This is a genomic window from Evansella sp. AB-P1, from assembly GCF_029688925.1.
GTDB lineage: Bacteria > Bacillota > Bacilli > Bacillales > Salisediminibacteriaceae > Evansella.
Map to the genome: position 1 here is coordinate 40,025 of NZ_JARUKY010000007.1, position 25,188 is coordinate 65,212.

General features: G+C 32.5%; 29 protein-coding genes. 9 read left to right on the forward strand and 20 right to left on the reverse strand.

Features of this window, described 5'->3' with window-relative positions:
• Window positions 1-10 precede the first annotated feature (10 nt).
• Window positions 11-862, reverse strand: coding sequence for a DegV family protein (locus QA612_RS08470; protein ID WP_278283358.1), 852 nt, complete (start codon window positions 860-862; stop codon window positions 11-13).
• A gap of 227 nt (window positions 863-1,089) precedes the next feature.
• Between QA612_RS08470 and QA612_RS08475 the strand changes: the two genes are divergently transcribed.
• Together QA612_RS08475 and QA612_RS08480 are read left to right on the forward strand one after the other, a co-directional pair.
• On the forward strand, window positions 1,090-1,743 hold the full coding sequence (locus tag QA612_RS08475; RefSeq protein WP_278283359.1) for a deoxynucleoside kinase: 654 nt from the start codon (window positions 1,090-1,092) through the stop codon (window positions 1,741-1,743).
• A 30-nt stretch (window positions 1,744-1,773) separates the two neighbouring features.
• Entirely contained in the window at window positions 1,774-2,439 is a 666-nt protein-coding gene (locus QA612_RS08480) for a deoxynucleoside kinase (RefSeq protein WP_347568865.1), read from the forward strand.
• A 96-nt stretch (window positions 2,440-2,535) separates the two neighbouring features.
• On the opposite strand, the gene QA612_RS08485 is transcribed toward QA612_RS08480, so the two are convergent.
• The 4 genes from QA612_RS08485 to QA612_RS08500 all read right to left on the reverse strand — a co-directional run bounded on the left by QA612_RS08485 (window position 2,536) and on the right by QA612_RS08500 (window position 5,236).
• Window positions 2,536-3,411 carry a hypothetical protein gene (locus QA612_RS08485; RefSeq protein ID WP_278283360.1) on the reverse strand — a complete coding sequence of 292 codons (876 nt, stop codon included), beginning with the start codon at window positions 3,409-3,411 and terminating at the stop codon, window positions 2,536-2,538.
• 290 nt (window positions 3,412-3,701) lie between these two features.
• Window positions 3,702-4,427, reverse strand: a complete 726-nt coding sequence (gene tatC, locus QA612_RS08490) for a twin-arginine translocase subunit TatC (protein ID WP_278283361.1) — start codon at window positions 4,425-4,427, stop codon at window positions 3,702-3,704.
• 82 nt (window positions 4,428-4,509) lie between these two features.
• A complete protein-coding gene (gene tatA, locus QA612_RS08495) occupies window positions 4,510-4,689 on the reverse strand; it encodes a twin-arginine translocase TatA/TatE family subunit (protein ID WP_278283362.1) in 180 nt (59 codons plus the stop codon).
• Between the two features lie 211 nt (window positions 4,690-4,900).
• Complete coding sequence (locus tag QA612_RS08500) at window positions 4,901-5,236, reverse strand: hypothetical protein (protein WP_278283363.1); 336 nt, start codon at window positions 5,234-5,236, stop codon at window positions 4,901-4,903.
• 92 nt (window positions 5,237-5,328) lie between these two features.
• Here QA612_RS08500 and QA612_RS08505 point away from each other — a divergent pair, with 92 nt between their 5' ends.
• The 4 genes from QA612_RS08505 to QA612_RS08520 all read left to right on the forward strand — a co-directional run bounded on the left by QA612_RS08505 (window position 5,329) and on the right by QA612_RS08520 (window position 9,767).
• Window positions 5,329-6,222 (forward strand): diacylglycerol/lipid kinase family protein, encoded by an 894-nt coding sequence (locus tag QA612_RS08505; RefSeq protein ID WP_278283364.1) that lies wholly within the window; start codon window positions 5,329-5,331, stop codon window positions 6,220-6,222.
• Window positions 6,223-6,368: 146 nt separating this feature from the next.
• Window positions 6,369-7,418 carry a toxic anion resistance protein gene (locus tag QA612_RS08510; RefSeq protein ID WP_278283365.1) on the forward strand — a complete coding sequence of 350 codons (1,050 nt, stop codon included), beginning with the start codon at window positions 6,369-6,371 and terminating at the stop codon, window positions 7,416-7,418.
• 45 nt (window positions 7,419-7,463) lie between these two features.
• Window positions 7,464-8,402 carry a hypothetical protein gene (locus tag QA612_RS08515; protein ID WP_278283366.1) on the forward strand — a complete coding sequence of 313 codons (939 nt, stop codon included), beginning with the start codon at window positions 7,464-7,466 and terminating at the stop codon, window positions 8,400-8,402.
• A 399-nt stretch (window positions 8,403-8,801) separates the two neighbouring features.
• Complete coding sequence (locus QA612_RS08520; RefSeq protein ID WP_278283367.1) at window positions 8,802-9,767, forward strand: DUF2777 family protein; 966 nt, start codon at window positions 8,802-8,804, stop codon at window positions 9,765-9,767.
• Window positions 9,768-9,794: 27 nt separating this feature from the next.
• Here QA612_RS08520 and QA612_RS08525 read toward each other — a convergent pair whose 3' ends face one another.
• From QA612_RS08525 to QA612_RS08560, 8 genes are all read right to left on the reverse strand, one after another.
• The gene (locus QA612_RS08525; RefSeq protein ID WP_278283368.1) at window positions 9,795-11,267 is read right to left on the reverse strand and encodes a PH domain-containing protein; all 1,473 of its coding nucleotides are present in this window, start codon (window positions 11,265-11,267) and stop codon (window positions 9,795-9,797) included.
• Window positions 11,260-11,739, reverse strand: a complete 480-nt coding sequence (locus QA612_RS08530; protein WP_278283369.1) for a PH domain-containing protein — start codon at window positions 11,737-11,739, stop codon at window positions 11,260-11,262. The genes QA612_RS08525 and QA612_RS08530 overlap by 8 nt, the downstream gene beginning before the upstream one ends.
• Window positions 11,740-11,750: 11 nt before the next feature.
• Window positions 11,751-11,960 (reverse strand): hypothetical protein, encoded by a 210-nt coding sequence (locus QA612_RS08535; protein ID WP_278283370.1) that lies wholly within the window; start codon window positions 11,958-11,960, stop codon window positions 11,751-11,753.
• Window positions 11,961-12,228: 268 nt separating this feature from the next.
• Window positions 12,229-13,365 carry a conserved virulence factor C family protein gene (locus QA612_RS08540; RefSeq protein ID WP_278283371.1) on the reverse strand — a complete coding sequence of 379 codons (1,137 nt, stop codon included), beginning with the start codon at window positions 13,363-13,365 and terminating at the stop codon, window positions 12,229-12,231.
• Window positions 13,366-13,482: 117 nt separating this feature from the next.
• Window positions 13,483-13,794, reverse strand: a complete 312-nt coding sequence (locus tag QA612_RS08545) for a thioredoxin family protein (RefSeq protein WP_278283372.1) — start codon at window positions 13,792-13,794, stop codon at window positions 13,483-13,485.
• Between the two features lie 37 nt (window positions 13,795-13,831).
• A complete protein-coding gene (locus tag QA612_RS08550) occupies window positions 13,832-14,725 on the reverse strand; it encodes an AEC family transporter (protein ID WP_278283373.1) in 894 nt (297 codons plus the stop codon).
• Window positions 14,726-14,839: 114 nt separating this feature from the next.
• Window positions 14,840-15,412, reverse strand: a complete 573-nt coding sequence (locus tag QA612_RS08555) for a cysteine hydrolase family protein (protein ID WP_278283374.1) — start codon at window positions 15,410-15,412, stop codon at window positions 14,840-14,842.
• A gap of 101 nt (window positions 15,413-15,513) precedes the next feature.
• Window positions 15,514-15,774: a DUF2524 family protein gene (locus tag QA612_RS08560; protein ID WP_278283375.1), complete on the reverse strand. Its 261-nt coding sequence runs from the start codon at window positions 15,772-15,774 to the stop codon at window positions 15,514-15,516.
• 337 nt (window positions 15,775-16,111) lie between these two features.
• Between QA612_RS08560 and cbpA the strand changes: the two genes are divergently transcribed.
• A complete protein-coding gene (cbpA, locus tag QA612_RS08565; RefSeq protein ID WP_278283376.1) occupies window positions 16,112-16,741 on the forward strand; it encodes a cyclic di-AMP binding protein CbpA in 630 nt (209 codons plus the stop codon).
• A 218-nt stretch (window positions 16,742-16,959) separates the two neighbouring features.
• Here cbpA and QA612_RS08570 read toward each other — a convergent pair whose 3' ends face one another.
• The 4 genes from QA612_RS08570 to QA612_RS08585 form a co-directional block, all read right to left on the reverse strand.
• Entirely contained in the window at window positions 16,960-17,409 is a 450-nt protein-coding gene (locus QA612_RS08570; RefSeq protein WP_278283377.1) for a hypothetical protein, read from the reverse strand.
• Window positions 17,410-17,504: 95 nt separating this feature from the next.
• A complete protein-coding gene (locus QA612_RS08575) occupies window positions 17,505-17,870 on the reverse strand; it encodes a YppE family protein (protein WP_278283378.1) in 366 nt (121 codons plus the stop codon).
• An 84-nt stretch (window positions 17,871-17,954) separates the two neighbouring features.
• Window positions 17,955-18,482, reverse strand: a complete 528-nt coding sequence (locus QA612_RS08580; protein WP_278283379.1) for a MerR family transcriptional regulator — start codon at window positions 18,480-18,482, stop codon at window positions 17,955-17,957.
• Between the two features lie 260 nt (window positions 18,483-18,742).
• Window positions 18,743-19,705, reverse strand: a complete 963-nt coding sequence (locus QA612_RS08585; protein ID WP_278283380.1) for a DUF2515 family protein — start codon at window positions 19,703-19,705, stop codon at window positions 18,743-18,745.
• 192 nt (window positions 19,706-19,897) lie between these two features.
• On the opposite strand from QA612_RS08585, the gene recU reads away from it, so the two are divergent.
• Together recU and QA612_RS08595 are read left to right on the forward strand one after the other, a co-directional pair.
• Window positions 19,898-20,497, forward strand: coding sequence for a Holliday junction resolvase RecU (recU, locus tag QA612_RS08590; protein ID WP_278283381.1), 600 nt, complete (start codon window positions 19,898-19,900; stop codon window positions 20,495-20,497).
• 48 nt (window positions 20,498-20,545) lie between these two features.
• A complete protein-coding gene (locus tag QA612_RS08595; RefSeq protein WP_278283383.1) occupies window positions 20,546-23,125 on the forward strand; it encodes a transglycosylase domain-containing protein in 2,580 nt (859 codons plus the stop codon).
• 73 nt (window positions 23,126-23,198) lie between these two features.
• Here the strand turns inward: QA612_RS08595 and QA612_RS08600 are convergent, their stop codons facing one another.
• Genes QA612_RS08600 through QA612_RS08610 form a run of 3 tightly spaced genes read right to left on the reverse strand, consistent with a single transcriptional unit; the run spans window position 23,199 to window position 25,127 of the window.
• On the reverse strand, window positions 23,199-23,729 hold the full coding sequence (locus QA612_RS08600; RefSeq protein WP_278283384.1) for a YpoC family protein: 531 nt from the start codon (window positions 23,727-23,729) through the stop codon (window positions 23,199-23,201).
• The gene (gene nth, locus QA612_RS08605) at window positions 23,729-24,391 is read right to left on the reverse strand and encodes an endonuclease III (RefSeq protein ID WP_278283385.1); all 663 of its coding nucleotides are present in this window, start codon (window positions 24,389-24,391) and stop codon (window positions 23,729-23,731) included. The genes QA612_RS08600 and nth overlap by 1 nt, the downstream gene beginning before the upstream one ends.
• A gap of 13 nt (window positions 24,392-24,404) precedes the next feature.
• Window positions 24,405-25,127 (reverse strand): DnaD domain-containing protein, encoded by a 723-nt coding sequence (locus QA612_RS08610; protein ID WP_278283386.1) that lies wholly within the window; start codon window positions 25,125-25,127, stop codon window positions 24,405-24,407.
• Window positions 25,128-25,188: the final 61 nt, after the last annotated feature.

A 25,188-nucleotide genomic window follows, 5' to 3' on the forward strand; every position in this document is an offset into this window, starting at 1 on the left:
TAACCACAATTTATTTATCGTCTGTATAGTACATTAATGCTATAGCCCCCGGACCAGTATGTGTACTAATAATTGGAGTTGTATCAACTATAGGTATATTTTTAAAATTTTCTATCTCTCTTATTCCATCTCTAACTTGCTTAGCTAAATCCATTGCCTCCACTTGGGCAATCCCTATTCCTTTTACAATCTTTCCTGAAGTTTCTTCTTCAAATTTATTTTTAAGAAATTTTACTAGCTGCATATACGTCCTGACCTTTGAAACAGGTGTATATACTCCATCCTTTAAGGAAGCAATTGGTTTAATTTTTAGTAGGGAGCCTACTAAAGCTTTTCCTCTTCCTATCCTTCCACCTTTAGCTAAGTATTCTAACGTATCTACCATAATATACAAGGATGTGTTTGACCTAACATTTTCAATTCTTTCCAATATTTCTTCCACTGAACTGCCGTTCTTAGCTAACTCACAAGCTTCTCTCACTTGAAAACTTAATGCAGCAGAAATATATCGGGAATCTACTACTGTAACATCACTTTTAGACATATCTGCCGCTGTTTTTGCCGAAGTATAAGTACCACTCATTCCACTTGTCATATGAATAGAAATAATTGAACTACCATCTTCCCCTAATTTATCGTATGTTTCTAAAAATGAACCTACTGATGGTTGAGAGCTTTGTGGAATGCTCTCTGCTTGTACAAGTTTTTTTACAAATTCCGTTGAAGTAATATCTACTCCATCAACATATGATTCCCCATCAATTGTTACCGATAAAGGTACTACCGTTACTCCTAATTCCTCGATTTTTTCCTTCGATAAATCAACAGTAGAATCCGTTACAATTTTAATATTTTTTTTCACAAAAGCACCTCTTTATTTCTAATTTTTCTTTATTTAATCATACTATATTATCTACGGATTTGTTAAGTTGTATGGTTATTTTATGTAATATAATGAAAATTAAGCAATAATTATAGTATAATTTGAAGTTTTTTATACAATAAAATATACTACATGTTACTCTATGTAATTTTATGATAGAATTAAATTTGCTTTCAATTTTACACCTAGAGAGGAGGCAGATATGAATGACTCAGCAATACTATGCTCCATTTATCGCTGTGGAAGGCCCAATTGGCGTTGGAAAAACTTCATTATCCACAAAACTATCAGAACACTTTCAAACAAATCACTTAAAAGAGATTGTTGAGGAAAATCCATTCCTTAGTAAATTTTATGAGAACATTGAAGAGTGGAGCTTTCAAACAGAAATGTTTTTTCTATGTAATCGCTATAAACAATTAGAAGATACATATGAACACTGCTTATCTAAAGGGCAAGCTGTCGTTAGTGATTATCATATTTTTAAAAATTTACTTTTTGCTAAGCAAACGCTACGTGATGACCATTTCCATAAATATGATCGCATATATCGATTATTGACAGATGACCTACCTAGGCCAAATGTTATTATTTACTTACATGCAAGTCTACCTACGCTTTTAGATAGAATTAAACGTAGAGGACGTTCTATTGAAAAATCAATTGATCCAAAATACTTACATCAATTATCAGAAGACTATCATCAATATATAAAGGACCACAAACGTGTCTATCCTCATATACCTATATTAACTTTCAACGGTGACGAGATGGACTTTGTAAATAAGGAAGATGACTTAAACATTATTATTGACCAAGTTAAACATGTTATAAAAAAACAAGAAGCTTTATTTTTATAATCGCATTAACTATTTTGGAGTTGACTCACAGTGAAAATTAATCATCAATTAAACTCTCGTTCATTAATTACTTTAGCTGGCACTGTAGGTGTAGGTAAATCAACGCTAACGAAAACGTTAGCAGAGGCATTAAATTTTAACACATCATTTGAAAAAGTAGAAAATAATCCTTATTTAGAAGATTATTATAGTGATTTTAAATCTTGGTCATTTCATCTACAAATCTATTTTTTAGCTGAGAGATTTAAAGAACAGAAGAAAATGTATGAAACAAATTGTGGCTATGTTCAAGATCGTAGTATTTATGAGGATGTTGGCATTTTTGCAAAATTACAGTACGACAATAACAACATGACAGATCGTGATTACGAAACATACTGTTCGTTATTTGAAGCAATGATCTCTTCTCCATATTTTCCTAAACCAGATGTTCTCATCTATATTGACGGAGAATTACCGCAAATTATTAAACGAATTGAAGAACGGGGAAGAGAAATGGAAGTAACTACACCAAATTCATTCTGGATTGACCTACATACCCGTTACAATGAATGGATATCTACCTTTAATGTTTGTCCTATTCTCCATTTAGATATTAATTCCTACGATTGCCATAATGTAGATTCCATTAAAGAAATTATTAATTGCTTAGAAAAATTGCAAAAGGAACCCGAATTAAATTATATCAAGTTATAGTAAGTAGTAAAATATTCAACAATGTTCTAAAACACCATTAAAAACCAACAACAATTGTTGGTTTTTCTTAATTTAAAATGTCCTTTTTATTTATTGTTAGTTAATTTCTCTTTTATGAATATGGACATCCATATAAAATAATTGCACTAAAATAATCGATTGTAAAAATAAAATTGCAGTCATTTCTATAAATATGGGGAAACGAAAACTCAATGGCCAATCAGTATTAATGAAAAATGGCATAACAGCAACCATAAAAAATATTGGGAACCCTATCCAAAATAATAAAGAGCTCTTAGACGCACGCCACAAAGCAAATACTGGTATGGTAAGAATGATAAAGAAAATCGAATGTATAAGCATGCCAAAAATATTGTAGGTCTCATTATATTGATATTGATTAATTACACTAGACTGCTGATAGTATAAAGGCTCTAAAAACGGAAATATTAATTTGTCCATAAGATAGTATGATGCAAAAAGCAAGGTCAGACTTACAATTGTTCTTATTCCCCAATCTACTAAGCTCCGTTGTTTAAAATAATTTAACCATTGCTGCAAAAATGGAGAATAACGTGAATGCTTTCGATATTGATAACCAATTAGACATGCTGAAACAAAAGACACTACTAATCCAACAAAAATTACTTTCTCGTATTCAATTGTGGAAATGAAAATAAATTGTGTTGTTGACCATAAACATCCAATTATAATAAACATATAAAAAAACACACTTATAAACATCCAAAAAGGAGCTAATGATATTTGTTTAAATAAATGCTCCACAGTAAAAATCATAAAATAAAACATAACAAAAAGTAAAAGAATGGAGCTCACCATTGCTTGATTGTAAATAGGTATCGTTCCAAAAGCAATCCAGTATGAAAATAAAAAAACTAAAAATGGCCAGACTGCTACTACGCAATTGTTTAATGCTTTTCTCTTAATCCTACTCGTTATCATTTGATACAAAATTACATGCCCCCTTCCCTAATTGTGAGGGAAAACTCACTCTTAAAAGGTTTTCTTCTATTACCTATCTACTATCATTATATTCCATTTTTTTCATGCACTCCTAAACGTATCATGACAATTTATTGAAGTTACTATATGAAAAGCGCAAGTGGGCCCAATTACGTAGTTGGTACCTGAAGCTAACCGATTATCCGATAAAATTTATCCACAAAAAAGATATTTAATAGTTCTAAAAAACAAAAAACCTGTCTCGAATAGACAGGTTATAGTTCTGTTATACTATTGTTTCATTGATTCTCTTTTTCTCGTCTTGCCCTCTTTCTATAAACAAAAGCAGATAACGAAATGCTTATTTCATATAAAAATAGCAAAGGAAGTATAACTAAAACATCAGATAATAAATCTGGCGGTGAAACCAATGCACTAACAACAACCAATGCAAAGTAGGCATACTTTCTGTTTTTTCTCATGCCCTTTGGAGAAATTATTCCTAAACTCGTTAAAAACATAACCACTAAAGGCATTTCGAACAGAATACTAAACGGAACAGTCATTCTCAGAACAAATTGAAAATAACGATCAGGTGTATACATCATCTGAAACATATCTTGTCCCAAACTTGTTAAAAAACTTAATACTAAAGGTAGTACAATAAAATATCCAAAAGCTATTCCACCAACAAATAATATAAAAGAGGCTGGAATGTATAGGAGAGTTGTTTTCTGTTCCTTTGGAGTTAATGCTGGTTTTATAAAGAGCCAAATTTGCCAAAACAGTACAGGGATACTTAAGGCAATTGCAACAACACCGGCAATAGAAAAATAAACCCAAATAACATCTAACGGACCTAAAACAGTTAATGGTTCATCTAGATCCTTCACTAACCATTCATAAATATCATTTATAAAGATAAATGCAACAATAAAAAAAACAATAAATGCTGAAAGTGAAATTAAAATTCTTTTTCGTAACTCGTCAAGGTGATCGAGTATATTCATGCTTTCATCTGACATGACTACAGACTCCTTAAACATGAAAAAGATGTAGAAGCTATAGAAGCTTACATCTCTTCAACGCTTTATTTTATATATTCATTTACTTTTTGGATGACTTATCATCATCGTCATCATCTTTCGTTAGATCTCTAGTGGAGTTTTTAAATTCCTTTAAGGTTTGTCCCATTGCACGACCTATTTCAGGTAGTTTTTTCGGTCCAAAAATAATTAATGCTAATACTAAAATTAATATTAAACTTGGAATCCCTAAATTAGCCATTTTCTATTCCCCTTCCGAACCACCACATACAGGTGATTACAAATTGAATCATTTTATATTATAGGCTTTTTAATATAGTTTTTATTAAAATAGTTTTTAGATTTTAGTATCAAAATAACACTTCTTGCTTTGTTCATACATAATAGCCTATTTACCTTAACTTTATCATTTTATAAACACATTGGTAAAGTATCATATTCTTATATTAACTTTAATTGTTATTTTTATAATATTCTAATAATACGTCAATAGATATACCATCACCTATAAAAAGCCCATCTCTAATCATTGGTTCCGATAGAACCTCTGTTATACTCTTTACATTTGTCTCCTCTTGGTCATCCTTTTCATATACATGAATTACATCATCCATTATGAAACGTTCTACTAAAACAAAATCGGAAATAACCAATCTTTCTTTTTTATCTAATAAATTCAAACTAATCTTTTTTTCCTGGGTTTCTACATTTATTAAATTAATTACGATAGTCCAAATACCAATACATACAATAAGCAACCCAGTAAGAACCGCTATTTTCCATTTCACACCTATTTCCCCTACTTCTATCTAGTTTTTCTCCCAAATGCCCTTTTCAGTGATATAATTATCCATGTTACTGTCAACTAAAGGAGAATGGTATGTATATTATTATTGTTAATTCTTATTCAGGCCAACACCGTTACAAGAAAATAATGAAGCATCTAAATGAATTGCTCCATACACCTTTTGTAACATACTACACAGACCAATATCAAGGTAATAATATGTGGCATGATATTAATGGAAAAATTAATGAGATAAAAACAGATGCATTAGGAATAATAATCGTCGGTGGAGACGGTACTTTACACCAAGCTGTACAACATTTACATCATCATACTCTTCCCTTTGGCTTAATTCCTACAGGTTCTGGAAATGATTTTGGAAGAGCTCTCAACATTCCTAGAAATATAAAAAAAGCAATAGAACGTATAAATAATAGAGAAATAAAAACATACGACTTGTTGGACGTAAATGAGAGAAAGGTATTATCAATTGTTGGTATAGGTGTAGATGCTGAAACTGCTATAAAATGTCAACATTCTTTTTTAAAGAAATTATTAAATCGTGCATTTTTAGGTCGTTTAACATATTTAATGGTATTCTTACAAACAGTCATTCATTATAAACCACTTAATGTGACTATTTATGATAGTCATGGAGAGAAAAATTCTTTTGAAAAGGTTTGGTTAATTGCAGGAGGAAATACAAGCTACTATGGAGGTGGAATACCAATATGCCCATTAGCAAACCCCCAAGACGGAGAAATTGACCTTGTCATCGTCCATAGCTTGTCATTAATACGGCTCATGTTAGCGTTACCTTCCGTATTTATAAAAAAACATTTAAACCTTCCTTATGTAACAATGATACGGGGGAAAGATTTTTCCATTATCTCCAATGAATTGCAGGGTGTTCAAGGGGATGGAGAAGAAATTGGATCAACACCTGCAAAAATTAAACTACTTGAGAAAGCTATACGTTTTTTCTAGATAATATTTCCTTTTAAACTCACGTTATTATTGTTTCAAATATTACTGAAATGTATAATTAGAATGAGATATGAAACTTATTCGAGGATTTCTCGTATATACAAGCAATGAATAACAATAATCCTCATTATTAGGAGGCTTTTAATATGACAAATAACTTTGCGCCTGAACCGAGAGATCAAAAAGATATTCAAAATGTTTCAGAAAAACAGGCTGAAAAGTATGTAGAAAAAATTCGAGAAAATAGTGACTTAAACAAAATTTTGGAAAACTTAGGTAAAATCGGTTTAGAAGAACAAGAAAAGGCTGGGGAGTCATTAGAGGCTTTAAAAAGGCCGGTAAGTGATATGATGAACAACCCTAATCATGACCTTCCGCAGCAACTTTCAAAATTAAAAGATATAGTAGCTGAACTAGAACCGAATTATTTAAAAGAAGGAAAATTAAAACAATTTTTTTCTAAAGTTGTTAGAAAAAGTCCAATAGAAAAATATGCACGGAAATATCAAACTGTGGAAGCAGAAGTGGAAACGATCATAGGTGCCCTGTTAAGTGGTAAGGACCAACTTCAAGAAGATACGGTCATGCTTCACCAATTAAAAGATGTTGCTAAAGAAAGAATCGTTGCACTTAATGAACAAATAGGTGTAGGAAAACAGTTAAATTCCATGCTTGAAGACGAGTTAAAGAAAGAAGAATGGCAACAAGATCCTTCTCCTATACAAAAGGGGCAACAAAAGGTTCTTTCTCGTGTTAAAAATATGCAGCAAGCTGTCTTAGTTCTTCAACAATCCCTGGCGTCTGTGGATATTATCGTTGAAAACAATGATAAATTAGAAGAAGCTATCTTTAATTCAATAACAATGACTAAAAATATTATTACTGTAACTGCTTCGATACAGCTTGCATTAAGTAATCAGAAAAAAGTAATCGATGCTGTTAAAAATGTAAACGAAACAACTGAAGCAATGCTATTGTCGAACGCACAGTTATTGAAATCTAATACTGAGGAAACATTAAAAACTTTAGAAGAACCAGCTATTGCTTTAGAGACCTTCAAAAAAGCTTACGAAGATGTTTACGCGGCTATTGAGATGACGGAGCAATCTAATTCAAGAATCGTAGAATCTAGCAAACAATTCATTGAAGAAATGGATCAATTAAATGAAAACATGGAACAAAAATTATTAAGATAGTTAAAATCATTGTAAAAGTTAGCAGAAATAAATGAGGTGATCGTCATGAGCTGGCGTGAACGTGCTTGGGAACAGAAATGGATTGAACCTTTTTTACCGAATTATTTAAAACCTTTAAAGGACGATAGAGTAGAATCGGAGCATACAAAGGAATTAATTCAAGAAGCTGAAGAGTTTCTAACAGATTTAGCTTCTTTATCTGAGCTCCCCCGCTTAAACAAAACGTTTAAAAGAACGATAAAAGGGTTTATGTTTAAGGTGAAAATTAAACAGAAGAAAATATTCTTAGAATTAATTGACACTAAAAAATCACCGACAGACATTAGAAAGCGAATCTATATTACGATTTATCGAAAAGAATACAAGGCAGAAAAAGGGATGGGAAAATGTGTTGATTCCACAATATATTACCAATTAAAAAACCGAACAATCGTCCGTAACATACGTAAGCACCCATTGTTTCAATCCTTGTTTATACGATTAAATCAATTAGACCATTCATTATCCAATAAGAACGGTGAAATTTTACCAGAAATTGTTGAAGCTACTGAAAACAATAATATGCTCTCAAATGAAACAATTGAAGACAAAGAGTATATTTTAACTACTCTTAATAATACTTTTAAACAATACAACACCTTAGACCCCTTAATTAAAGAAAAATTAAAGGAACTTAAACAATCTGTTAAAGAGTGTATGTCCCAGTTTGACTTATTAGATATTGAAGAAAAGCACCATTTGAAGCGATTAGTAAATAATGATTTACCAAGCTTATTAGAAACATACCACTCCTTATCTATTGATCAAAAGGCTAAATCTTATGATGATGTAGTCGAGTCTATTCAATCTATGTGTAAATACATTAATAACCAATCAAAACATCTTTCTAATACACGGATGGATCGAATGGATCAATTATTGCAACTGAATAAACTTCGATATGAAACAACAACTGTAGATACAAAAAAGAAGGATGATTACTAATTCAAAGTAAATATCCTTCTTTTACTATTTAGTCGTAATTAAAGGATAGTGTTGATTTTAAAGAGAATTTGATTTTTACGGATGGTGTGGTGTGATTCCACTTATTCTAATTTGAAAAATAATTTCATCCCTTATGGCGCAAATTTCACTTGCATTGGAAGTCTACCCTGAAAATAAATAGGCTTCAGGTGTTACTGAGCTAATCACAAAGACTGGTAATTATTTATTACCATAATTTGAAATATGTTATTTTCAAAGTTTATTGGTGTATGATGCAATTGGATTATATTATAATAGAAGGAATGGAATAGTTTCTGAGTTTATACTATCAATATTGTAAATATGTTTGAATATATAACGATGAATTTAAAATGATTATGATTAAAGTGGGGATTTCATGTGGATCGAAAAACTGCAAAACAATTTATAGGCAAATATGTAATTTTAGATGAAGGCAATGAAGGACAATACATTGCTCTTTTAGAAGATGTTATCATGGAACCAAAAAAGCCATGGCGAGCACTTCTGAGAATTAAGGGAGTTTATGTTTATCCTGATCTTAATTTTGAAAATTTAGAGCTAGTAAAACCTAAATTAGGAGAAAATGATCTCTTTGAGTGTTCTGGTCACCGTGTAGAACCACTAAGGGAAGAATATACTAGAAGCTATAATGATTCCGTTACCTTCTCACTAAAGCAAAAATGGGATGAGATACAACAAATAAACCAAGATTCTGAATTACTATTATCCTTAATTCAACAAGAATTAAGAAGGTTGCACGCGGAATATTTAATTTTTGAAGATGGATACATTTATTATCAGCTTGTTAAAAAGGGTAGGAAAGTTCATATATACAATGAAGAAAAAAGAGAAACTCTCCCAATTGACGGCTGTCCTTTTGAATTCGAAATAAAAGTAGACGAAAAATGGTCTAAAGCACTTTATCAATCTGGCTTTACATTTAAGTTATCTAGTAATCGTGAAGTTGAACTATCTAAAGGGGAAACAGTACGTCTAAATAAGTCACAATTTGACCCTTATCGTATATTAATTAATGAATTAGAAGTTCCTTCACTTCATGCATTAGAAAAAGGACTACAAAAACTAGGGATCGGACATGAGCATTCCGTATACTGTCATAATTCTCTATTGATCCAGCTACTTCATTCTTTTAGTAAAGATCAATTGACTGGGGTAAACTTTATCTCATATGCAAACTCCAAAAATCAGTTTGTCGTACAACATTATTATGAACGGAAAATGATCGATGACGGAGAAGATGTGATGTACGATCGATTTGAATTTACATCTGATACGGGAGAAAGAGTATTAACAACATACGCGAATCAATTCTCAAGCGAATAAGAAAAAAACACCGATGGATTTGTCGTCCTATCGGTGTTTTCTACATTCGTAAGAATACCATAAAAATAGGTTCTCTATTTGATTTTTACTAATATGGCGTAAGGAAAATGTCTTTCCTACTATACTAGAAATGATCGATACTTGAACTGTATAGAGGTGATCAACCTTTTGTAATATTGTTTGGCTAGTTGTCATGGCTTGAATTCTTTTTCTCGGTACAATCACTTCGGTGAGTGAGATCATTCGTGATTTTATTAATAGCATTTCATCGTTGTTTCCAATACCCGCATCAATATATTGCCAAAAACCTATGCCTGCTGCACCTAATGGAAGAATAAAAGATATCCATCCGTAAGGAATAAAATAAGTCATAAGTATTGCTAAAAAAATAAAGGGAATAGAGGCTTTAATCATATACCTTCTGACACTTTCCTTTGGTAATGATTTGTATTCATTCTCCTTTATTGAAAATTGAGGTAAAAGGTTATTTAAGATGGAATTCACTTCACTTTTTTTACAAATTGGAATTAAAATTGTTGATAAATCTTCTTCCTTCCGCCCTCCTCCTGCACTTTCTACATAAACTGCGGCATACCCCAAAGGTTGACGGAGAAGATTCTGTACAACTCGTACTGCTGTTATTCTTTTAGCTGATAATGTTAATTGACGCTTTTCAAGAATTCCTCGAGAAATATGAATATCGTCTTTATCCTTTTTTATATGAAATTGTCCATATTTTAATAATGAACTAATTAAGGTAATTAACCAGCCAATAAACAAAATTAGAACAACAAAAAAACTAATGAGTAATATACTAGAATGAATGAATAAACCAAGAACCCTTTCATAAATAGTATTAGGCAAAAGCTGTGGTAATTGTGATATGACTGCAGCTACAAATGTAATAGCGAGTCCTAATCCACTAGATGTTATTGCTGAAATTAACAGTCTTTTAAAAGATAAATTCCATGTATAGAATTGTTTTTTGTTCTCTTCTAATAATGATTCTTCATTAATAACCTCACTATGATCTTGGTCACCATTATTTAGATTACTCTTCCTAACTAAAAGCTCTTCCTTTATAAGCTCTGCTTCCCTACGCTTTAAGGCAATAATTCTAAATTCAGGCTCCGTTCCTCCACCAGCTGTTTCTATTCGAATCTCAACTAGTTGGAATAACCGTTGAATTAGCTTAGCATTAATATCAATACTTTGAATTCTTTCTTTCCTTATGTACCGATGCTTTTTAAAAATCAAGCCTTGTTTTATTTGCAACTCATTATCTAACAATTGGTATTCGAAGGTTGCCCATCTAATAATTCCACTTCCTAGTGAAAAAACTAGTATGAGAGCAAAGAAGATTGTATAAAAGAGGGAACCTCCAGCTTGTGAGGACTGTCCAAAGATAAACACAGCAATAATAGATATTATCATTTCCTTTAAGTTGTTAAGAAAACTTATAAATATTGCTGCTGAATGCTGTTTTTTCCATTTAATCATCTTGATCAGCTTCCCTTGCTAATTTTGCTATGTAATCTCTTAACTCACCAGCTTTATTTTCCTCTAATCCAGGAATTTCGTGGATCGTTGCAGCTGTGGATATGGTTACGGACGATAGCTTGTAATGACGAAGGAGTGGTCCATGTTTTGTATCAACATGTTGAACACGAATCATTGGAATAATAACTCTTCTTACAACAAATACTCCATACATTAATTCTACTTCATTTTCGAAAATTTCATATCGCCATTTTTGCCATTTTAACTTTGGTATTATGATGATTTTAATAAGACTATAAATGATAGCTGCAGTTAGAATGAGGTATAATATCCACGTTGGAAGCGCTATGTATCTCATTCCAATATAGTATGCGATCGGAATTAAGAGTAAAAAAACCGACTCAATACTCGCCACTATCTTCCACACAGATAAAGTTTTTTGAGCTAATTTTTTATTTGGTAACTCTCTCATATTCAAGCTCCTTATTCGTCATCTTCTAAATAAATAATTGTTACTCCATTTTCCTCCAGTAGCTTAATAACATGTTCATTTAAAGTTTCATCCCTGAGAAGGCCTAAAGCTTTTGCTAATTCTAATTCTTCTAACTCCCCGTTTTCCGCATCTATTATAAGTTCAATGATTTCTTCCATATGTCTATCTTTTAATTGTTGTATTATCTCTTCTCTATTCATACTTACACCATCCATTCGTAAATTTTTATTTATTCACTTCCATTGTACTGTATCATAAAGCTTCCTTATTTTCTATTTCATTCCAACATTATTACCAATATTCAGGTAACTTTTACTCCAAAATTAGTTTGACGATTTCCCCTTAACAGGATCTCCTCTTGATCACAATCCAAAAAAGAGGCTATCCCATTGATCTTTGTTTAGGACACCTCTCATTTAGATTGACCAGTTTGACACGATTGTAGAATATCATCTATTGACCACAACTTTATTTTCGATCAAAAGCATTCGTCATCTGCTTCCAAACCGATCCTTTTGCTTCTTCGCCACCTTCTATGCGAGCTAATGCTAATTTTATTTGCATACTAACTTCAAATTCTGGATCATCTTGTGCATCCTTTAATGCTTCAATGGCTGTTGTATCTCCAACTTCATATAAAAACATGGCAGCTCTCCAGCGAACAAGCTTATTGTTGTCTTTAAGAGCCTCAATCATTGCTGGTATTGCTTTGGTACTTCCAATGTCGGATAAAGCATCTCCTGCAGTACGACGAACAGTTACAGACTTATCCTTTAGAGCCTGAAATAAATAAGGTAATACACTTTCCTCTTCTATCATTCCTAAATACACCGTTGCCAATCGTCGAATTGATGCTTTCTCATCATTTAATGCTTTTTCTAAAACTGGTAAGTCTTTTTCAGAAGGATCCATTTGTTCAAGTACGGCAAAGCGTTTTTTCCAGTCCTTATCATCTAACATATCAACAGTCACTTCTAGCCATCTTTTATTTCCCTTTTTACCTGAAGCTCCAGTATTTGTTGGTGATACTGCTTCACGAACCAATTCGTCTAACCGTTCCTTTGTAAAAGATGCTTGAATTTCTTCTGCAACCTCTTCTGCAACTTCCCGTGGATCACCATATCTTGGTCGATAATCTACCCATTTCCGTTGCATAACAATATTATCATCTGAAAGTGTCGCTTTTGCCGTTGCTTCTTTAAACATGTCTGGTAATCCAACTCGCACCTCTTCATCACCAGCTATTGTCTTAACTTGGATTGGTATCCTTTTAAACATATGCACTTGAACCTTTACTTCACCAAAATGATCATCTACCTGTTGTTCCGTTTCTTTTTCAGCATCATCCGTATCCCCAAAGATTTCTCGAACCTTTGGTAAAATAACCTTCCAATCAATTTTGGGATTTCGTTCAACAGCAAGAAAATCTGCAACGTGATATACTCCTTTTACCCCTTCAACTTGGAATAGCTGTTTTACAAAAATGGGAGCATCTGTTGCCGTTTCTTTTGTATAATTATGACTTTTCCCTTGGGGTAAGGATTGGTCCAATGTTAATTTCATCGTATTTGGACTTGGAGTTGGCTCTATGGCATTAATTTTCATAGTATTCTCCCCTTTACGCAAAGATCACTTACTTTTTTTCATCTTAACATAGATAAAAAATCAACTCTAAAAGAATGCCTATATATAAATAGGCTTCTTAACTAACATTTCTCCATGTTACTCTCCTTTAATAAATTGAAATATATTCGTTACAGATTCAAAGGCATACAGTTTTCTCGTTTTATTAGTTACAGTAATATGAACAAGACATGGAACGCTTTCTATCTCCCATTCAACTGCTTTCGTTACAAAATAATTTAAATCTAACTCATAAATTTCTGGTACTCCCTCAACTTTTTCTATTACATTTAGAAAGCTTCGTGCTAATTGGCAGGTGCCACACATAGGCGTATGGAAAAATACTAAGCAGGATTGTGATTTTTTTAATAATAAATGTTCTAATTCTTCTTCTTTCATTAGCTTATTCATTAAAAGGGTTCCTCCTATTGTTATCGCCAATTTCAGACTAAAGTAAAAAATAAAGCAGTCCTGTAATTGTAAAGACACTCCCTATCGTTGTAATTAATGTAATACTAGATACAAGCTCTGGCTTCGTATCAAATTGAATAGCATATATCGTCGTTGTAGCAGCTGAGGGAGTTGCAGATAATATTATAATAACACTTTGCATTAAAGGAGAAATCGGTAAAAGTGACGTTATGCCCCAAGCAAGTATTGGAGATAGCAACAAACGAATGAAAATACCATATGAAATAAAGCCCCACTCTAAGCGTTGTAGTTTAATTTCAGCAAGCTGCATCCCTAGTAAAAGCATTGTTGCAGGAATAGTTGCCTGGGAAATAAGATCCATCGTTTGAAAAATAGGAGTTGGTACTTTTAAGTTTGTCCACTGTAATGCTAATACCAATATGATCGTATATGTTGTAGGTAATTTTAACAATGTAACGATAGCAGTTCGAATTCCAGTTCCACCTTTTGCTGCATAATAAATACCAAAGGTGGACATGATAACCGTTTGTACAATCATAAATATAATGGCATATGCAAATCCCTCTTGTCCAAAGGCAAACAAAATAATAGGAACACCATAATTTCCAGAATTCATAAATACTGTTGATAAAATAAGTCCACATTCTGTATCAGAATTTTGTTTTGTTAACCATGAAAAGCACTTCGTTATCCATATTAGTATCGTTAGAAATATCAGTGCATATAAAAGTATAATCCCATGATCTAGCGTTAGTTCCGTCGTATGAAAGGTAGTAATTACTAATGCTGGTACTAAAATATATATAATTAATACTGATATAGGCTTAAGGTCAATTCTCTTCCACTTTTGACTAACATAACCGATAATAAACACGAGTAATACAGGAAATACAACATCAAAAAACAACATTAGCAATCACATCCGTTTTCTATTCAATTCAAAGTAAAAGAAAACTCGCCTGTTTGTTGGCGAGCTTTAATTTAATAGGGCAAAGTTATTTGTACATTAAAGGTAGAGGAGATACTAACCACCTTTTTTCACTACTTTTGCTCCTAAGGTATTTGCAAAGTGATCCAATGCCCAATCATGTCCTATTGGATTAAAGCTTTCTACAGCATCACGATGTATAACTACTTTTAGACCTTTATTATAAGCATCTATTGCTGTATGCAATACACAAATATCCGTACAAACACCAATTAAATGTAGCTCTTCAATCCTTCTTTCACGAAGTTTCACTTCAAGATCCGTCCCCGTAAAAGCACTGTACCTTGTTTTATCAATCCAATGAACATTCGTTTTTCCATCATGCAATGCTTCATTGTAATATTTCTCTAGTTCTCCATAAAGCTTTCGTCCTTTTGTACCACGTATATTGTGTAATGGAAATAAAGATCTTTCTGGATGATAATTATCATTTTCATCATGAATATCTATAGTAAAAACAACATACTCCCCTGCCTCAACAAACTCTCTTGTAATTTCTGTTATTCGCTGTTCGATCGATTGTCCACGTTCTCCACAAGTCAGTTTACCATCATCAGCAATAAAATCATTGGTATAATCAATCACAATTAATGCTTTCACATATATCATCCTTCGCAAACCGAATTATTAAATTATTATAGCATTATTCGTGATAGAATACGAAGAATATCATAGTTTAAAGGATTTTATTAGGAATTTTTTGACTTGTTTTAAAGACCTAATATCATTTTATTTTGTAACTGATGTAATTGTTGCTGAATTCTTAATAATTGATCTTTTTGTTCATGTGTTGCACTTAACATCATCTTTTCTATTTCCATGTTTGCTTCTTCTAACTGAATTTGAGCATTTGTAAATTCCTCATCGTTAACATGTTCATTTCTTTTTGATTCTGTAAGTTGATTTTCAGCACTTTCCATAATCTGTTGTATTTGCTGAACTGTGTTTAATAAATGTTGTGAATTTGTCATTTTCTTATCACCTCATGATTAAGATAAGAAATTCCTACGTAATTTATACATTGAAGTATTCTTAAATATTTTTTCTGGGCTTTTCCTTAGCTCAGAAGTATTGGTCATCATTGGAAATATTAATAGCTTTGATGAGCTCTGAAAAAAATCCCTTTCTGAAGGAGTTTCATTCGATCAGATCTAATCAACGTCTCTGTTATAACGCGATTATATTCAATCTGAGCCAAAGGTACTCAATATATTTTTAAAATAATCACATAATTTTACCAAAATATCTCTTTTTATCTAATTGTTTTCGTATATAATATTATTAACCAATGTGGAAGGAGCATGAAAAATGAAGATAAAATACAATATAATCCCCAAAGAAAACGTGACTTTTGTTAAAGATACGTATACAATTCGAGAGGCTCTAGCAGAATTAGAGGAAAGTGGATTTCGTTGTATTCCCATATTGGATAAAACCGGAAAGTACTTCAAAGGGAATATTTATGTTCAAGATATTTACAAAGCAATTGTTAATAAAGCAAAATCATGGGATGATTCCGTCTTAGACCTTAAAGACGACGAAAATGTCTTCATAAATGAACGCGCTTCATTTTTTCGTATTTTCTCCAATATTAAAAAATACCCTTATTTAGCTGTTCTTCAAGATGATGATACATTTGCAGGTATATTAACACACGCTAATGTCATGACCATTCTCGAAGACTCTTGGGGTGTTAAAACTGGGAGTTATACATTAACTATTTCTACTCATGAATACCAAGGTGCCTTAAATACGATTGTTTCTAGTATTAAAAAAATTACAAGCATACAAAGCCTTTTAACCTTAGATAATGAAAGTAAATTTTTCCGTCGTGTTATCATTACTTTACCAAGTGAAACAACGAAGGAAAATTTAGATAAAGTTATATCTACTTTAGAAGGAGAGGGCTTCCGAGTATTTGACGTTGAAAAAATATAAACACTTTTTTACTACTTATCTTGGAACTTATTTTTAATAAGAAAAGAGCAGTCGCCCCAATTCCACCTAAGTACTGCCTACGTCCTGTAGGCAACGGCGTAATATCGACATCCTGACTCCTAGACATCGTTTGGTAAAAACTTATAAATTATCTTTAAAAAGTAAGAGGATATTTTTAGCTATTCTAAGCTCAAAAATATCCTCTACTTATTTAACAATTAATTAGAACGTTCAATGGTAGTAATTTTATAATCTTCTCCTGATGGAGAAAGATAATAAATTCTATCTCTAGCTTCTTCTACTACACTTGTCCCACGTTGAATTTCCATTACTTCTGTCCAAATCCATCGACGTTCTCCAAATTGATTAACTTCGAGCTTTTCATTCTCAGAAAATAGTAATCGTTCAACCCTTCGTTCTGCTGAAAATTGTTGGTGCTGTCTTCTCTGCATATGATAAACATGTGTATTTGGAACAAAAAACTGTTCCATTATGGAATAGTTTTGCATTTGCAGACTGATATGCCATGAATCCATATACTCTTCCATAAATTGATAAATATTATTAAACTCTTCCCCGTTCATGATTTCCCATTCTGGCTCTTCATCACAACCTATTAAAAATAGTAAGATAATGATTAGAATTATTCCTTTACAAATACGTAACATACACTACTTCCTCTCCGAATCTCTCCTTCATTATTATATCGAAAACATCAACTTTACACAAAAAACCATCCACTAGTTGTGAATGGTTGGAAAGGTCATTTATTTAGTGCCTGTAGAAGATTCGTTAGGGTATAAGCAATTGACTTATTACGTTCAATAAACCGTTTCTTTTTCGTATCTACTTGAAAACAGGTAACTGCTTCTATTTGAATGTTTTCTTCAATATCCTCTAGTTGATTTTTATGCAAATATTTAGGTCCGGTGTTTTCAACAAATGCTATTGCTAATGGGAACCATTCATCCGTTAGGTATTTTACTTCATCTGCAAAGGGTTTAATTTCCATTTCAAAATCAACTTTTTCCTTTTTTACTGAGGTAATTTCAAATTGCTTTAAGGATTCTTTATTCTTTACTAACAAGGACTCTGTTAAATGTCGTAATCTTGATTGATCAATCGTCATGATGACCACCTCCATGGCGATTGTAACACTACCTATTTACCAAAGAAAGTCTTAAGGAAACAGCAGATTCCTAAATCTTCTTCTTTACAAGCTAAACATACTTGCTAATTTCCCTTTTTTCATTCGTTCGATTTCGGTAGATTTAGTTTGAAGATTAATTAATTTATCAGCTTCATTATTTAAAGTTTGTTCAATTCGGTTCAGTCGATTATTAAACTGCTCTAATGACTCTGTTATTTCATCAATTTCTCTACGATGTTGAAAGGTTTGTATTTCAACAACATCTTCCGCCTTACTTTGAATTTTGCGATCTAACAATTCAATCTGGAAAAGGAGCCTATTAAACCTTTCATCAAGTTCCTCTGATGAAATCATTGGATTAAGAATGTCCTGTTTATCTTCATTACTCAAAGATATTTCGCTTAGAACTTTGCCAGCATTTACTCTTTCATGTACAATTTTGAGTTGACGATATTGTTCTTCATTAAATAAAAAATGCCCAGCCTCATTTACTTCACATTTTATATGAAATTGCTTCATCCAACGACGAACAGTTTTTTGACTAACCCCTAATTGATCAGCGACATCCTTTGTTTTTAACATGTTATCCATGCTTAAAATCCCCTTTCTCCATTCAATGTATATATATTTCTACCTATTTGAATCAACTCCCTTTATGATTGACAAAACTAGAATTAATTCAACAAAGAAAGTTAAAATATTCTTTTTTTAGAAACCTATCCTACATATTTTGCATCCTTACTAACTGCAACTCTCTAATTTTGCCCATATAAATATGATAGAAAGAAATGGGATGTAACACATCTCTATTTAGTATGGCTATTTTCAGCCTAAGGAAAAAGCCAAGCTCATTATGCTTGGCTTTTTCCTATTACACTTTTTATTGTAGCTGCAATTTTTATTTGCTTTTGCTTCATTCTATACCAAGAAGTTAACGTATACCTTTTTGGTGGTATTGTTTTTTTCTTCAATAACTTACTTGGGAAAAAGGAAGGATTTTTGGACCAGTCCGTTCGTTTATCCTCATGCATAACAAATGGATATATTGGTAATAGTTTTGGGGTCTTAGTAAAACTTCCTATTTGCCATTTTTGATAATCTCTCCGTGACCCTGTATATTCTTCTTTCGAGTAAAATTCTTTTATCTTATTTTTTACTGGTGATTCAAGTAAAATCCAGGCGAGTTTCTTGCCTAAATCTATACGATGACTTACCTTAGAAAAATGTTTTATAGACCTTCCATATAATTCACCCGACATTGTAGGAAATAAAACTACACTAAAATGCAGTCGTTCCTGTAAAACATAATTGAAACGATGGAATACCTTTTTTTTAAAAAAGGGAGATTCTATAACAGGAGTCTGAATTAAGTGCTGCTCATTAACAATAAGCGAATGGAGTAATTCAGTACAATTGCCTTTACTCCAAAATTTTTCCCATTGTTCTATCATCCATGAGGATACGTTATAAAAAGACATCAATGAAAATAAAGGTTCTTTCCATTTTTTTGACCATTCATACAGTAACAGTTGAGGGTATGCATCAGAAAATATCATCCAATTTGCTCGTTCATATGTAATGAATAAATGCTTTCTATTCTGATCTGAAAGTAACTGCCTGTATGGTTTGCTCCAAAGATCTGCCATGCTCCAACCAGCATTTCTTGACACCATGCTAGCTAAATATGACCACGTAATTTCTGGATTTCTTTTATAGTATTCTTGATAAGCTTTTGTTCTTAAGATATTGTCCCGATTTAATCGTTCTGTCTCATTTTTTATTTGTAATAAAATATCTGTTTTCTTTCGTTCCATATGCATTACCATCACCTAAACCTTAGTATTTGAATTATTGTGTAAAATAGTCATAAAGTCTATTTTCTATCGTAGGAATTATGGTAATATATATTGACGGTTTCAAAGGAAGCTGCAATACAACAGTAGCTTTGTCACTATTATTTTTATTTGTAAAAATATTATTTTTATTGAGCTAAAGGACGTGTAACCATGTCGATTCGTTATCCGAATGGAAAAAAATTTATACAAACAGGAATCCTCTCTAAGAAAAAAAACGTCAATAAAGACGACAGGTTTAGTAACCGGGGTATGACATTGGAAGAGGACATAAATGAAACAAATGAATATTATCGGTCCCATAATATTGCAGTAATCCATAAGAAACCGACTCCAATGCAAATTGTTAATGTGGACTACCCAAAGCGCAGTGCAGCTGTTGTAACAGAGGCTTATTTTAAAAGACCATCCACTACTGATTACAATGGTGTATTTAGAGGAAAGTATATTGATTTTGAAGCGAAGGAAACGAAGAATAAGACAAGATTCCCTTTACAAAATTTTCATGAACACCAAGTTCATCACATGAAGGAAGTTCATGAGCATGATGGAATCGCTTTTGCATTACTTAGGTTTACTTTCTATGACGAGGTGTACTTATTATTAGCAAAGGACCTGCTTCCATATTTTTTAGAAAAAGACAAGTTTAAGAAATCCATACCTAAAAGTGAAATTGAAGAAAAAGGATACCTCATTCCTATCGGATATCACCCAAGGATTGACTATTTAAAAATAATTGATAAAATAATTTAAACTATAGTAAGAATACTAGTTTACTTGTGTCTGAAAGGAAGATGCAATATGTCAAACGATAATTATAGAACAAGAGAAGAAAGAAGAAAGCAAAAGAAAGAAAATAATAAGAAAAATAAAAATAAAAAAGTCACAATGAAAAAGATACTCATTTCATTAAGTATTGCCTTTTTAGTTATGATCCTTGCTGGTGGAATTACTGCATTTGCAATAATAAGAGATGCTCCTGAATTAGATCCAGATAGACTTATTTTAGCCCAAAATCCACAAATTTTAGATCGTGAGGAGCAATTAATTACAACGTTGGATTCAGGAGAAAACCGTAGATTAGCAAGTATTGACGAAATGCCTCAAGTATTAATAGATGCAGTTATTTCCGTAGAAGATATACGTTTTTATGATCATTTTGGAATTGATATGCGTCGTATAGGTGGAGCTGTTATTGCAAATATAACGAGAGGCTTCGGTGCTGAAGGAGCAAGTACGATTACTCAACAATTAATTAAGAACTTGTTTTTGGACATGAATAAAAACTGGACGAGGAAAATTCAAGAGCAATATTTAGCTATTCGACTAGAGCAACAGTATACAAAAGACGAAATTTTAGAAATGTATTTAAATACGATTAATTTCTCTGGTAGTCGATATGGGGTAGTGGAAGCTGCTGACTTTTTCTTTAATAAAGATTTATCAGAATTAACAATTGAAGATGCTGCATTACTTGCAGGAATACCACAACGTCCAAACTATTTCAATGCATTTATTAATCCTGAGCCTGCTGAAAATCGACGAAATACTGTTATTAGTTTAATGGAACGATATGAAAAAATAACACCGGAACAAGCAGAATCAGCTAGAAATGTCCCGATAGAAGATCAGCTAAATCAAAGTGAAAGAGAAACATATGCTTTCCAAGCATTCATTGATCAAGTATTAAATGAAGTAGAGGCTATAGACGGTATCGAAGCAAGTGATATTTATACTACAGGTCTAAAAATTTATACTACATTAGATCAGGACTTACAAAGACACGTTGAGCATGTGATGCAATCAGGTGAAGTTATAAATTTTCCAGATGAATTTTATCAAGCCGGTGTGACTCTAATGGATACAAAAACAGGTCAAGTATTAGCAATAGGTGGAATGCGAAAGCCAGCAGAGGGAGTTCGAGGTTGGAATTGGGCTACGAATCCGAGACGGCAACCAGGATCAACAATTAAACCTATTCTAGATTACGGACCTGTCATTGAAAAAGAGCAATGGTCAACTGGACACATCATTGTAGATGAACCATATGCATACTCTGACGGAACTCCAGTCCACAATTTTAATAGGAATCAATATAAAGGACGAATTACGATGAGAGAAGCTTTGCGTGATTCTCAAAATACAACTGCTGTAAAAGCATTTCATGAAGTGGGCATAGATTATGCAAAAGCATTTGGAGAGAAACTTGGACTTAACTTAGACACAATTGAGGAACCTTATTCTATTGGTGGATTTAGTCGTGGGCTTTCTTCCTATCAAATGGCTGGTGCTTATGGTGCATTTGGAAATAATGGTGAGTACAATAAACCACATACAGTTACGAAAATTGAATTTCCAAATGGACAAACGATAGATTTAACACCAGATCCTGTTATTGCCATGAATGATTACACAGCCTTCATGATCTCAGACATGCTTAAAACCGTCGTTCAATCAGGTACTGGGACTCAAGCAGCTATATCAGGTGTACCTATTGCTGGTAAAACTGGATCCTCTAACTTTACAGAAGAGGAACGGGAACGCTTTAATATCGGAAATGGAATTAAAGATTCTTGGTTTGCAGGGTATTCTACTGAATTAACTGCAGCTGTATGGACTGGGTATGATACGCCAGCAGATGGCTATATACAATACGTTGATAATCAACAACACATTGCAAAGTATATTTTTAGAGAGGTTATGAGCTATGCCCATCAAGGTCGTGAAACATCTGATTTTGTCCAACCAGATTCTGTCGTACGTATAGGAATTGAACGTGAAACAGGACTTTTACCTAGTGATTTTACACCTGATGATAAAATCATTTATGAATACTTCGTAAGAGGTACAGAACCACAGGAAATATCAGATGAGTATGAAGAAGTAGAATCAGTTGAAGGTTTAGAAGCCATTTATAACGACGAAGATCATGAAATTCATGTTCAATGGAATTATGCAGAGGACTTATTAGAAAGATTTAGCTTCCAAATTGAAATTCGTGAAGGTAGCAGTGGAAATTACTCCTTAGCCGATATAACAAAGGATTTACATTTTACAATAGAAAACCCTGAATACGATACAACTTATTCTATTAGAGTTACAGCAATCTCTGATGAAGATGAAGATTTAGTTAGTGATCCAGCTTCTGTTAATGTTACTGTTCCAGAGGAAGAAGTTGATATTCCAGATGAAATTATTGAAGAAGATCCACCAGAGGAAGAACAAGATCCACCTGTTGAAGATGAACCTTCTGAGGATCAAAATGAAAATAATGATAATGAAGAAGACAATGATGGGATATTAGACGATTTACTAGATGACCTCATTGGTGATGAAGATAATAATGATGAAGAAGACGATGATCGATACAACGCAGAATAATAGTTAAAAAGAGGATGTTCCATAAGGATTTTATAAACTTATGGGTACATCCTCTTTTCGTATATTTTTAAACTTATTTTTTAAAATGATGTATAGCAATTTTTTTTACTGATTCATTAAATAATTGAGATAATGCAGTAAAAGAGTGATGATGATCTGGAGTTGTTAAAATAAAGGATACACGTTCAGTAACATTTAATGGAGCAAAAGATAGTGATTGAATTTGTTCTTCAATATGATGGAGGCATTTAATCGGTTCTCCATTTGACCAATGCATCATTTGTAAATATACTGCTAAATACTTAATCATCAATGGCCTAGCACCTTTACGGTCTCGATGCGAAAACAACTGTTGTAATGTAGGTAGTCCTTCCTTCTTCCACTGATCAAGTGCCATCTTTCCTATTATATTGGGAGTTACCCAAGGTTTTCTTATTTGAGAACTAGATGTTTTTACAGTGTAGTGTATATCATGATAAAAGTATTGATCATTCCAAATACTCTCTAGAGAAAAATACTGATCAGAAATTTCTATTGTATCACCATTTGAATAAAAAGGTTGTCTACAAAATTCTTTTGGGACAATAATTGATTCTTCTCTCATTATCCTACATCAATCCCACGTTTTTTCATTCTCTTTTTTCCTTCCCTACATAACTCTAATAATTGACATTCAGTACACTGTGGAGATTGTGCTTTACAATGGTACCGTCCAAAAAAGATAAGACGATGATGCGTTATAGACCATTCCTCCCTAGGTACTTTACGCATTAATGTTTTTTCAACCTCTAATACGGAGTCCTTCCATTTACAAATTCCTAATCGTTTACTAACTCTCTCCACATGGGTATCAACAGCAATTGCAGGTTCATTAAATGCAACAGATGCAACGACGTTTGCTGTTTTTCTACCTACGCCTGCTAATTTCACTAATTCAGACTTTTCTTTTGGTATTTCCCCACCATAATTTTCAATGAGTGATTGGCATAGCTTTTTTATATTTTTTGCCTTACTACGAAATAACCCTATTCTTCTTATATCATTTTCAAGTTCCTCTAAGGATACATGAATATAATCTTCAGGAGTTTTATATTTAGCAAATAAATGAGGTGTAACCTTATTAACTAATGCATCAGTTGCTTGTGCTGATAAGACAACAGCAATCGTTAATTCGAATGGATTTGAATGGGATAATTCACACTCAGCATCTGGATACATTTTTCCAATCGTTGCTAACACATTTTCTATTTGTTTTTTCGTTAACATGTAAACTCCTCCGTCATCTTTTTTCCCCTTGAAGCCAATTGTATTGCGGATGCCTACGCTTAAATTGACCTCCATTCGCTTCTGTATTATTTATCTTAGGCTGTTGTTGGTGTTGACGAATCCTTTCTCCATGTTCTCTGGCCTGTTGAGTTGTTCTAACGCCATTTCTTTTCCATTCATACAATATTCGATCAATGTAACGAAAATTTAATTTAGAAGAAACGACAGCTTCTCTTAGAGCAGCTTCAATCATTTGTGGAATGTGGCCATCTTCATCAAGCCACATTGATATCATTTCCATTTCCATTGGAGTAATTGGTCTTGAAAATTCCTCCTCAAAACGACGAAACAATTGCCCTTCTTCGTTTTTCCGAGTATCCTTTTTTTCATCAATTGTTTCATTAGTTAAAAACACAGTTAGCTTTTCATAAAGTGGTTTAAGAGAAAAAGCTTCTGCCAATCTTCCGTCTTCATCATGTTTTTCTTCGATTTGTAGAAAGCCTTTTTGTAATAGTTCCTTTAACTGAGAGGTACATTTAACCTCATCTATACTCATCCTAGCTTGAAGTTCATTAGGAGTTGGAAAATGATTCCCTTGTTGTGAAAAACAACGTATGTGAAGTATAAGAAGAAATTGTTCTTCATTAAGTCCTAAATTTTTATAATTTAAAATTAAAGCAGTTGGTATTGTTAAAGGTACATCTAAATATTGCTGTATCATTAATTCTGAATTCATTATAAACACCTCATTTCCATTATAGCATGTATAATGCTGTCAAATGGTGATGAAAAATTTT

Coding starts and splice junctions, on each gene's coding strand:
- QA612_RS08585 (WP_278283380.1), bottom strand. CDS start 19,705: ATGGAACGAAAGAAAACAGATATTTTATTACAAATAAAAAATGAGACA.
- QA612_RS08535 (WP_278283370.1), bottom strand. CDS start 11,960: ATGAATAGAGAAGAGATAATACAACAATTAAAAGATAGACATATGGAA.
- QA612_RS08510 (WP_278283365.1), top strand. CDS start 6,369: ATGACAAATAACTTTGCGCCTGAACCGAGAGATCAAAAAGATATTCAA.
- tatC (WP_278283361.1), bottom strand. CDS start 4,427: ATGTCAGATGAAAGCATGAATATACTCGATCACCTTGACGAGTTACGA.
- QA612_RS08550 (WP_278283373.1), bottom strand. CDS start 14,725: ATGTTGTTTTTTGATGTTGTATTTCCTGTATTACTCGTGTTTATTATC.
- QA612_RS08530 (WP_278283369.1), bottom strand. CDS start 11,739: ATGAGAGAGTTACCAAATAAAAAATTAGCTCAAAAAACTTTATCTGTG.
- QA612_RS08525 (WP_278283368.1), bottom strand. CDS start 11,267: ATGATTAAATGGAAAAAACAGCATTCAGCAGCAATATTTATAAGTTTT.
- cbpA (WP_278283376.1), top strand. CDS start 16,112: ATGAAGATAAAATACAATATAATCCCCAAAGAAAACGTGACTTTTGTT.
- recU (WP_278283381.1), top strand. CDS start 19,898: ATGTCGATTCGTTATCCGAATGGAAAAAAATTTATACAAACAGGAATC.
- QA612_RS08575 (WP_278283378.1), bottom strand. CDS start 17,870: ATGACGATTGATCAATCAAGATTACGACATTTAACAGAGTCCTTGTTA.
- QA612_RS08475 (WP_278283359.1), top strand. CDS start 1,090: ATGACTCAGCAATACTATGCTCCATTTATCGCTGTGGAAGGCCCAATT.
- QA612_RS08560 (WP_278283375.1), bottom strand. CDS start 15,774: ATGACAAATTCACAACATTTATTAAACACAGTTCAGCAAATACAACAG.
- QA612_RS08540 (WP_278283371.1), bottom strand. CDS start 13,365: ATGAAAATTAATGCCATAGAGCCAACTCCAAGTCCAAATACGATGAAA.
- QA612_RS08610 (WP_278283386.1), bottom strand. CDS start 25,127: ATGAATTCAGAATTAATGATACAGCAATATTTAGATGTACCTTTAACA.
- QA612_RS08570 (WP_278283377.1), bottom strand. CDS start 17,409: ATGTTACGTATTTGTAAAGGAATAATTCTAATCATTATCTTACTATTT.
- QA612_RS08505 (WP_278283364.1), top strand. CDS start 5,329: ATGTATATTATTATTGTTAATTCTTATTCAGGCCAACACCGTTACAAG.
- QA612_RS08580 (WP_278283379.1), bottom strand. CDS start 18,482: ATGGATAACATGTTAAAAACAAAGGATGTCGCTGATCAATTAGGGGTT.
- QA612_RS08545 (WP_278283372.1), bottom strand. CDS start 13,794: ATGAATAAGCTAATGAAAGAAGAAGAATTAGAACATTTATTATTAAAA.
- QA612_RS08595 (WP_278283383.1), top strand. CDS start 20,546: ATGTCAAACGATAATTATAGAACAAGAGAAGAAAGAAGAAAGCAAAAG.
- QA612_RS08555 (WP_278283374.1), bottom strand. CDS start 15,412: ATGATATATGTGAAAGCATTAATTGTGATTGATTATACCAATGATTTT.
- QA612_RS08515 (WP_278283366.1), top strand. CDS start 7,464: ATGAGCTGGCGTGAACGTGCTTGGGAACAGAAATGGATTGAACCTTTT.
- QA612_RS08600 (WP_278283384.1), bottom strand. CDS start 23,729: ATGAGAGAAGAATCAATTATTGTCCCAAAAGAATTTTGTAGACAACCT.
- tatA (WP_278283362.1), bottom strand. CDS start 4,689: ATGGCTAATTTAGGGATTCCAAGTTTAATATTAATTTTAGTATTAGCA.
- nth (WP_278283385.1), bottom strand. CDS start 24,391: ATGTTAACGAAAAAACAAATAGAAAATGTGTTAGCAACGATTGGAAAA.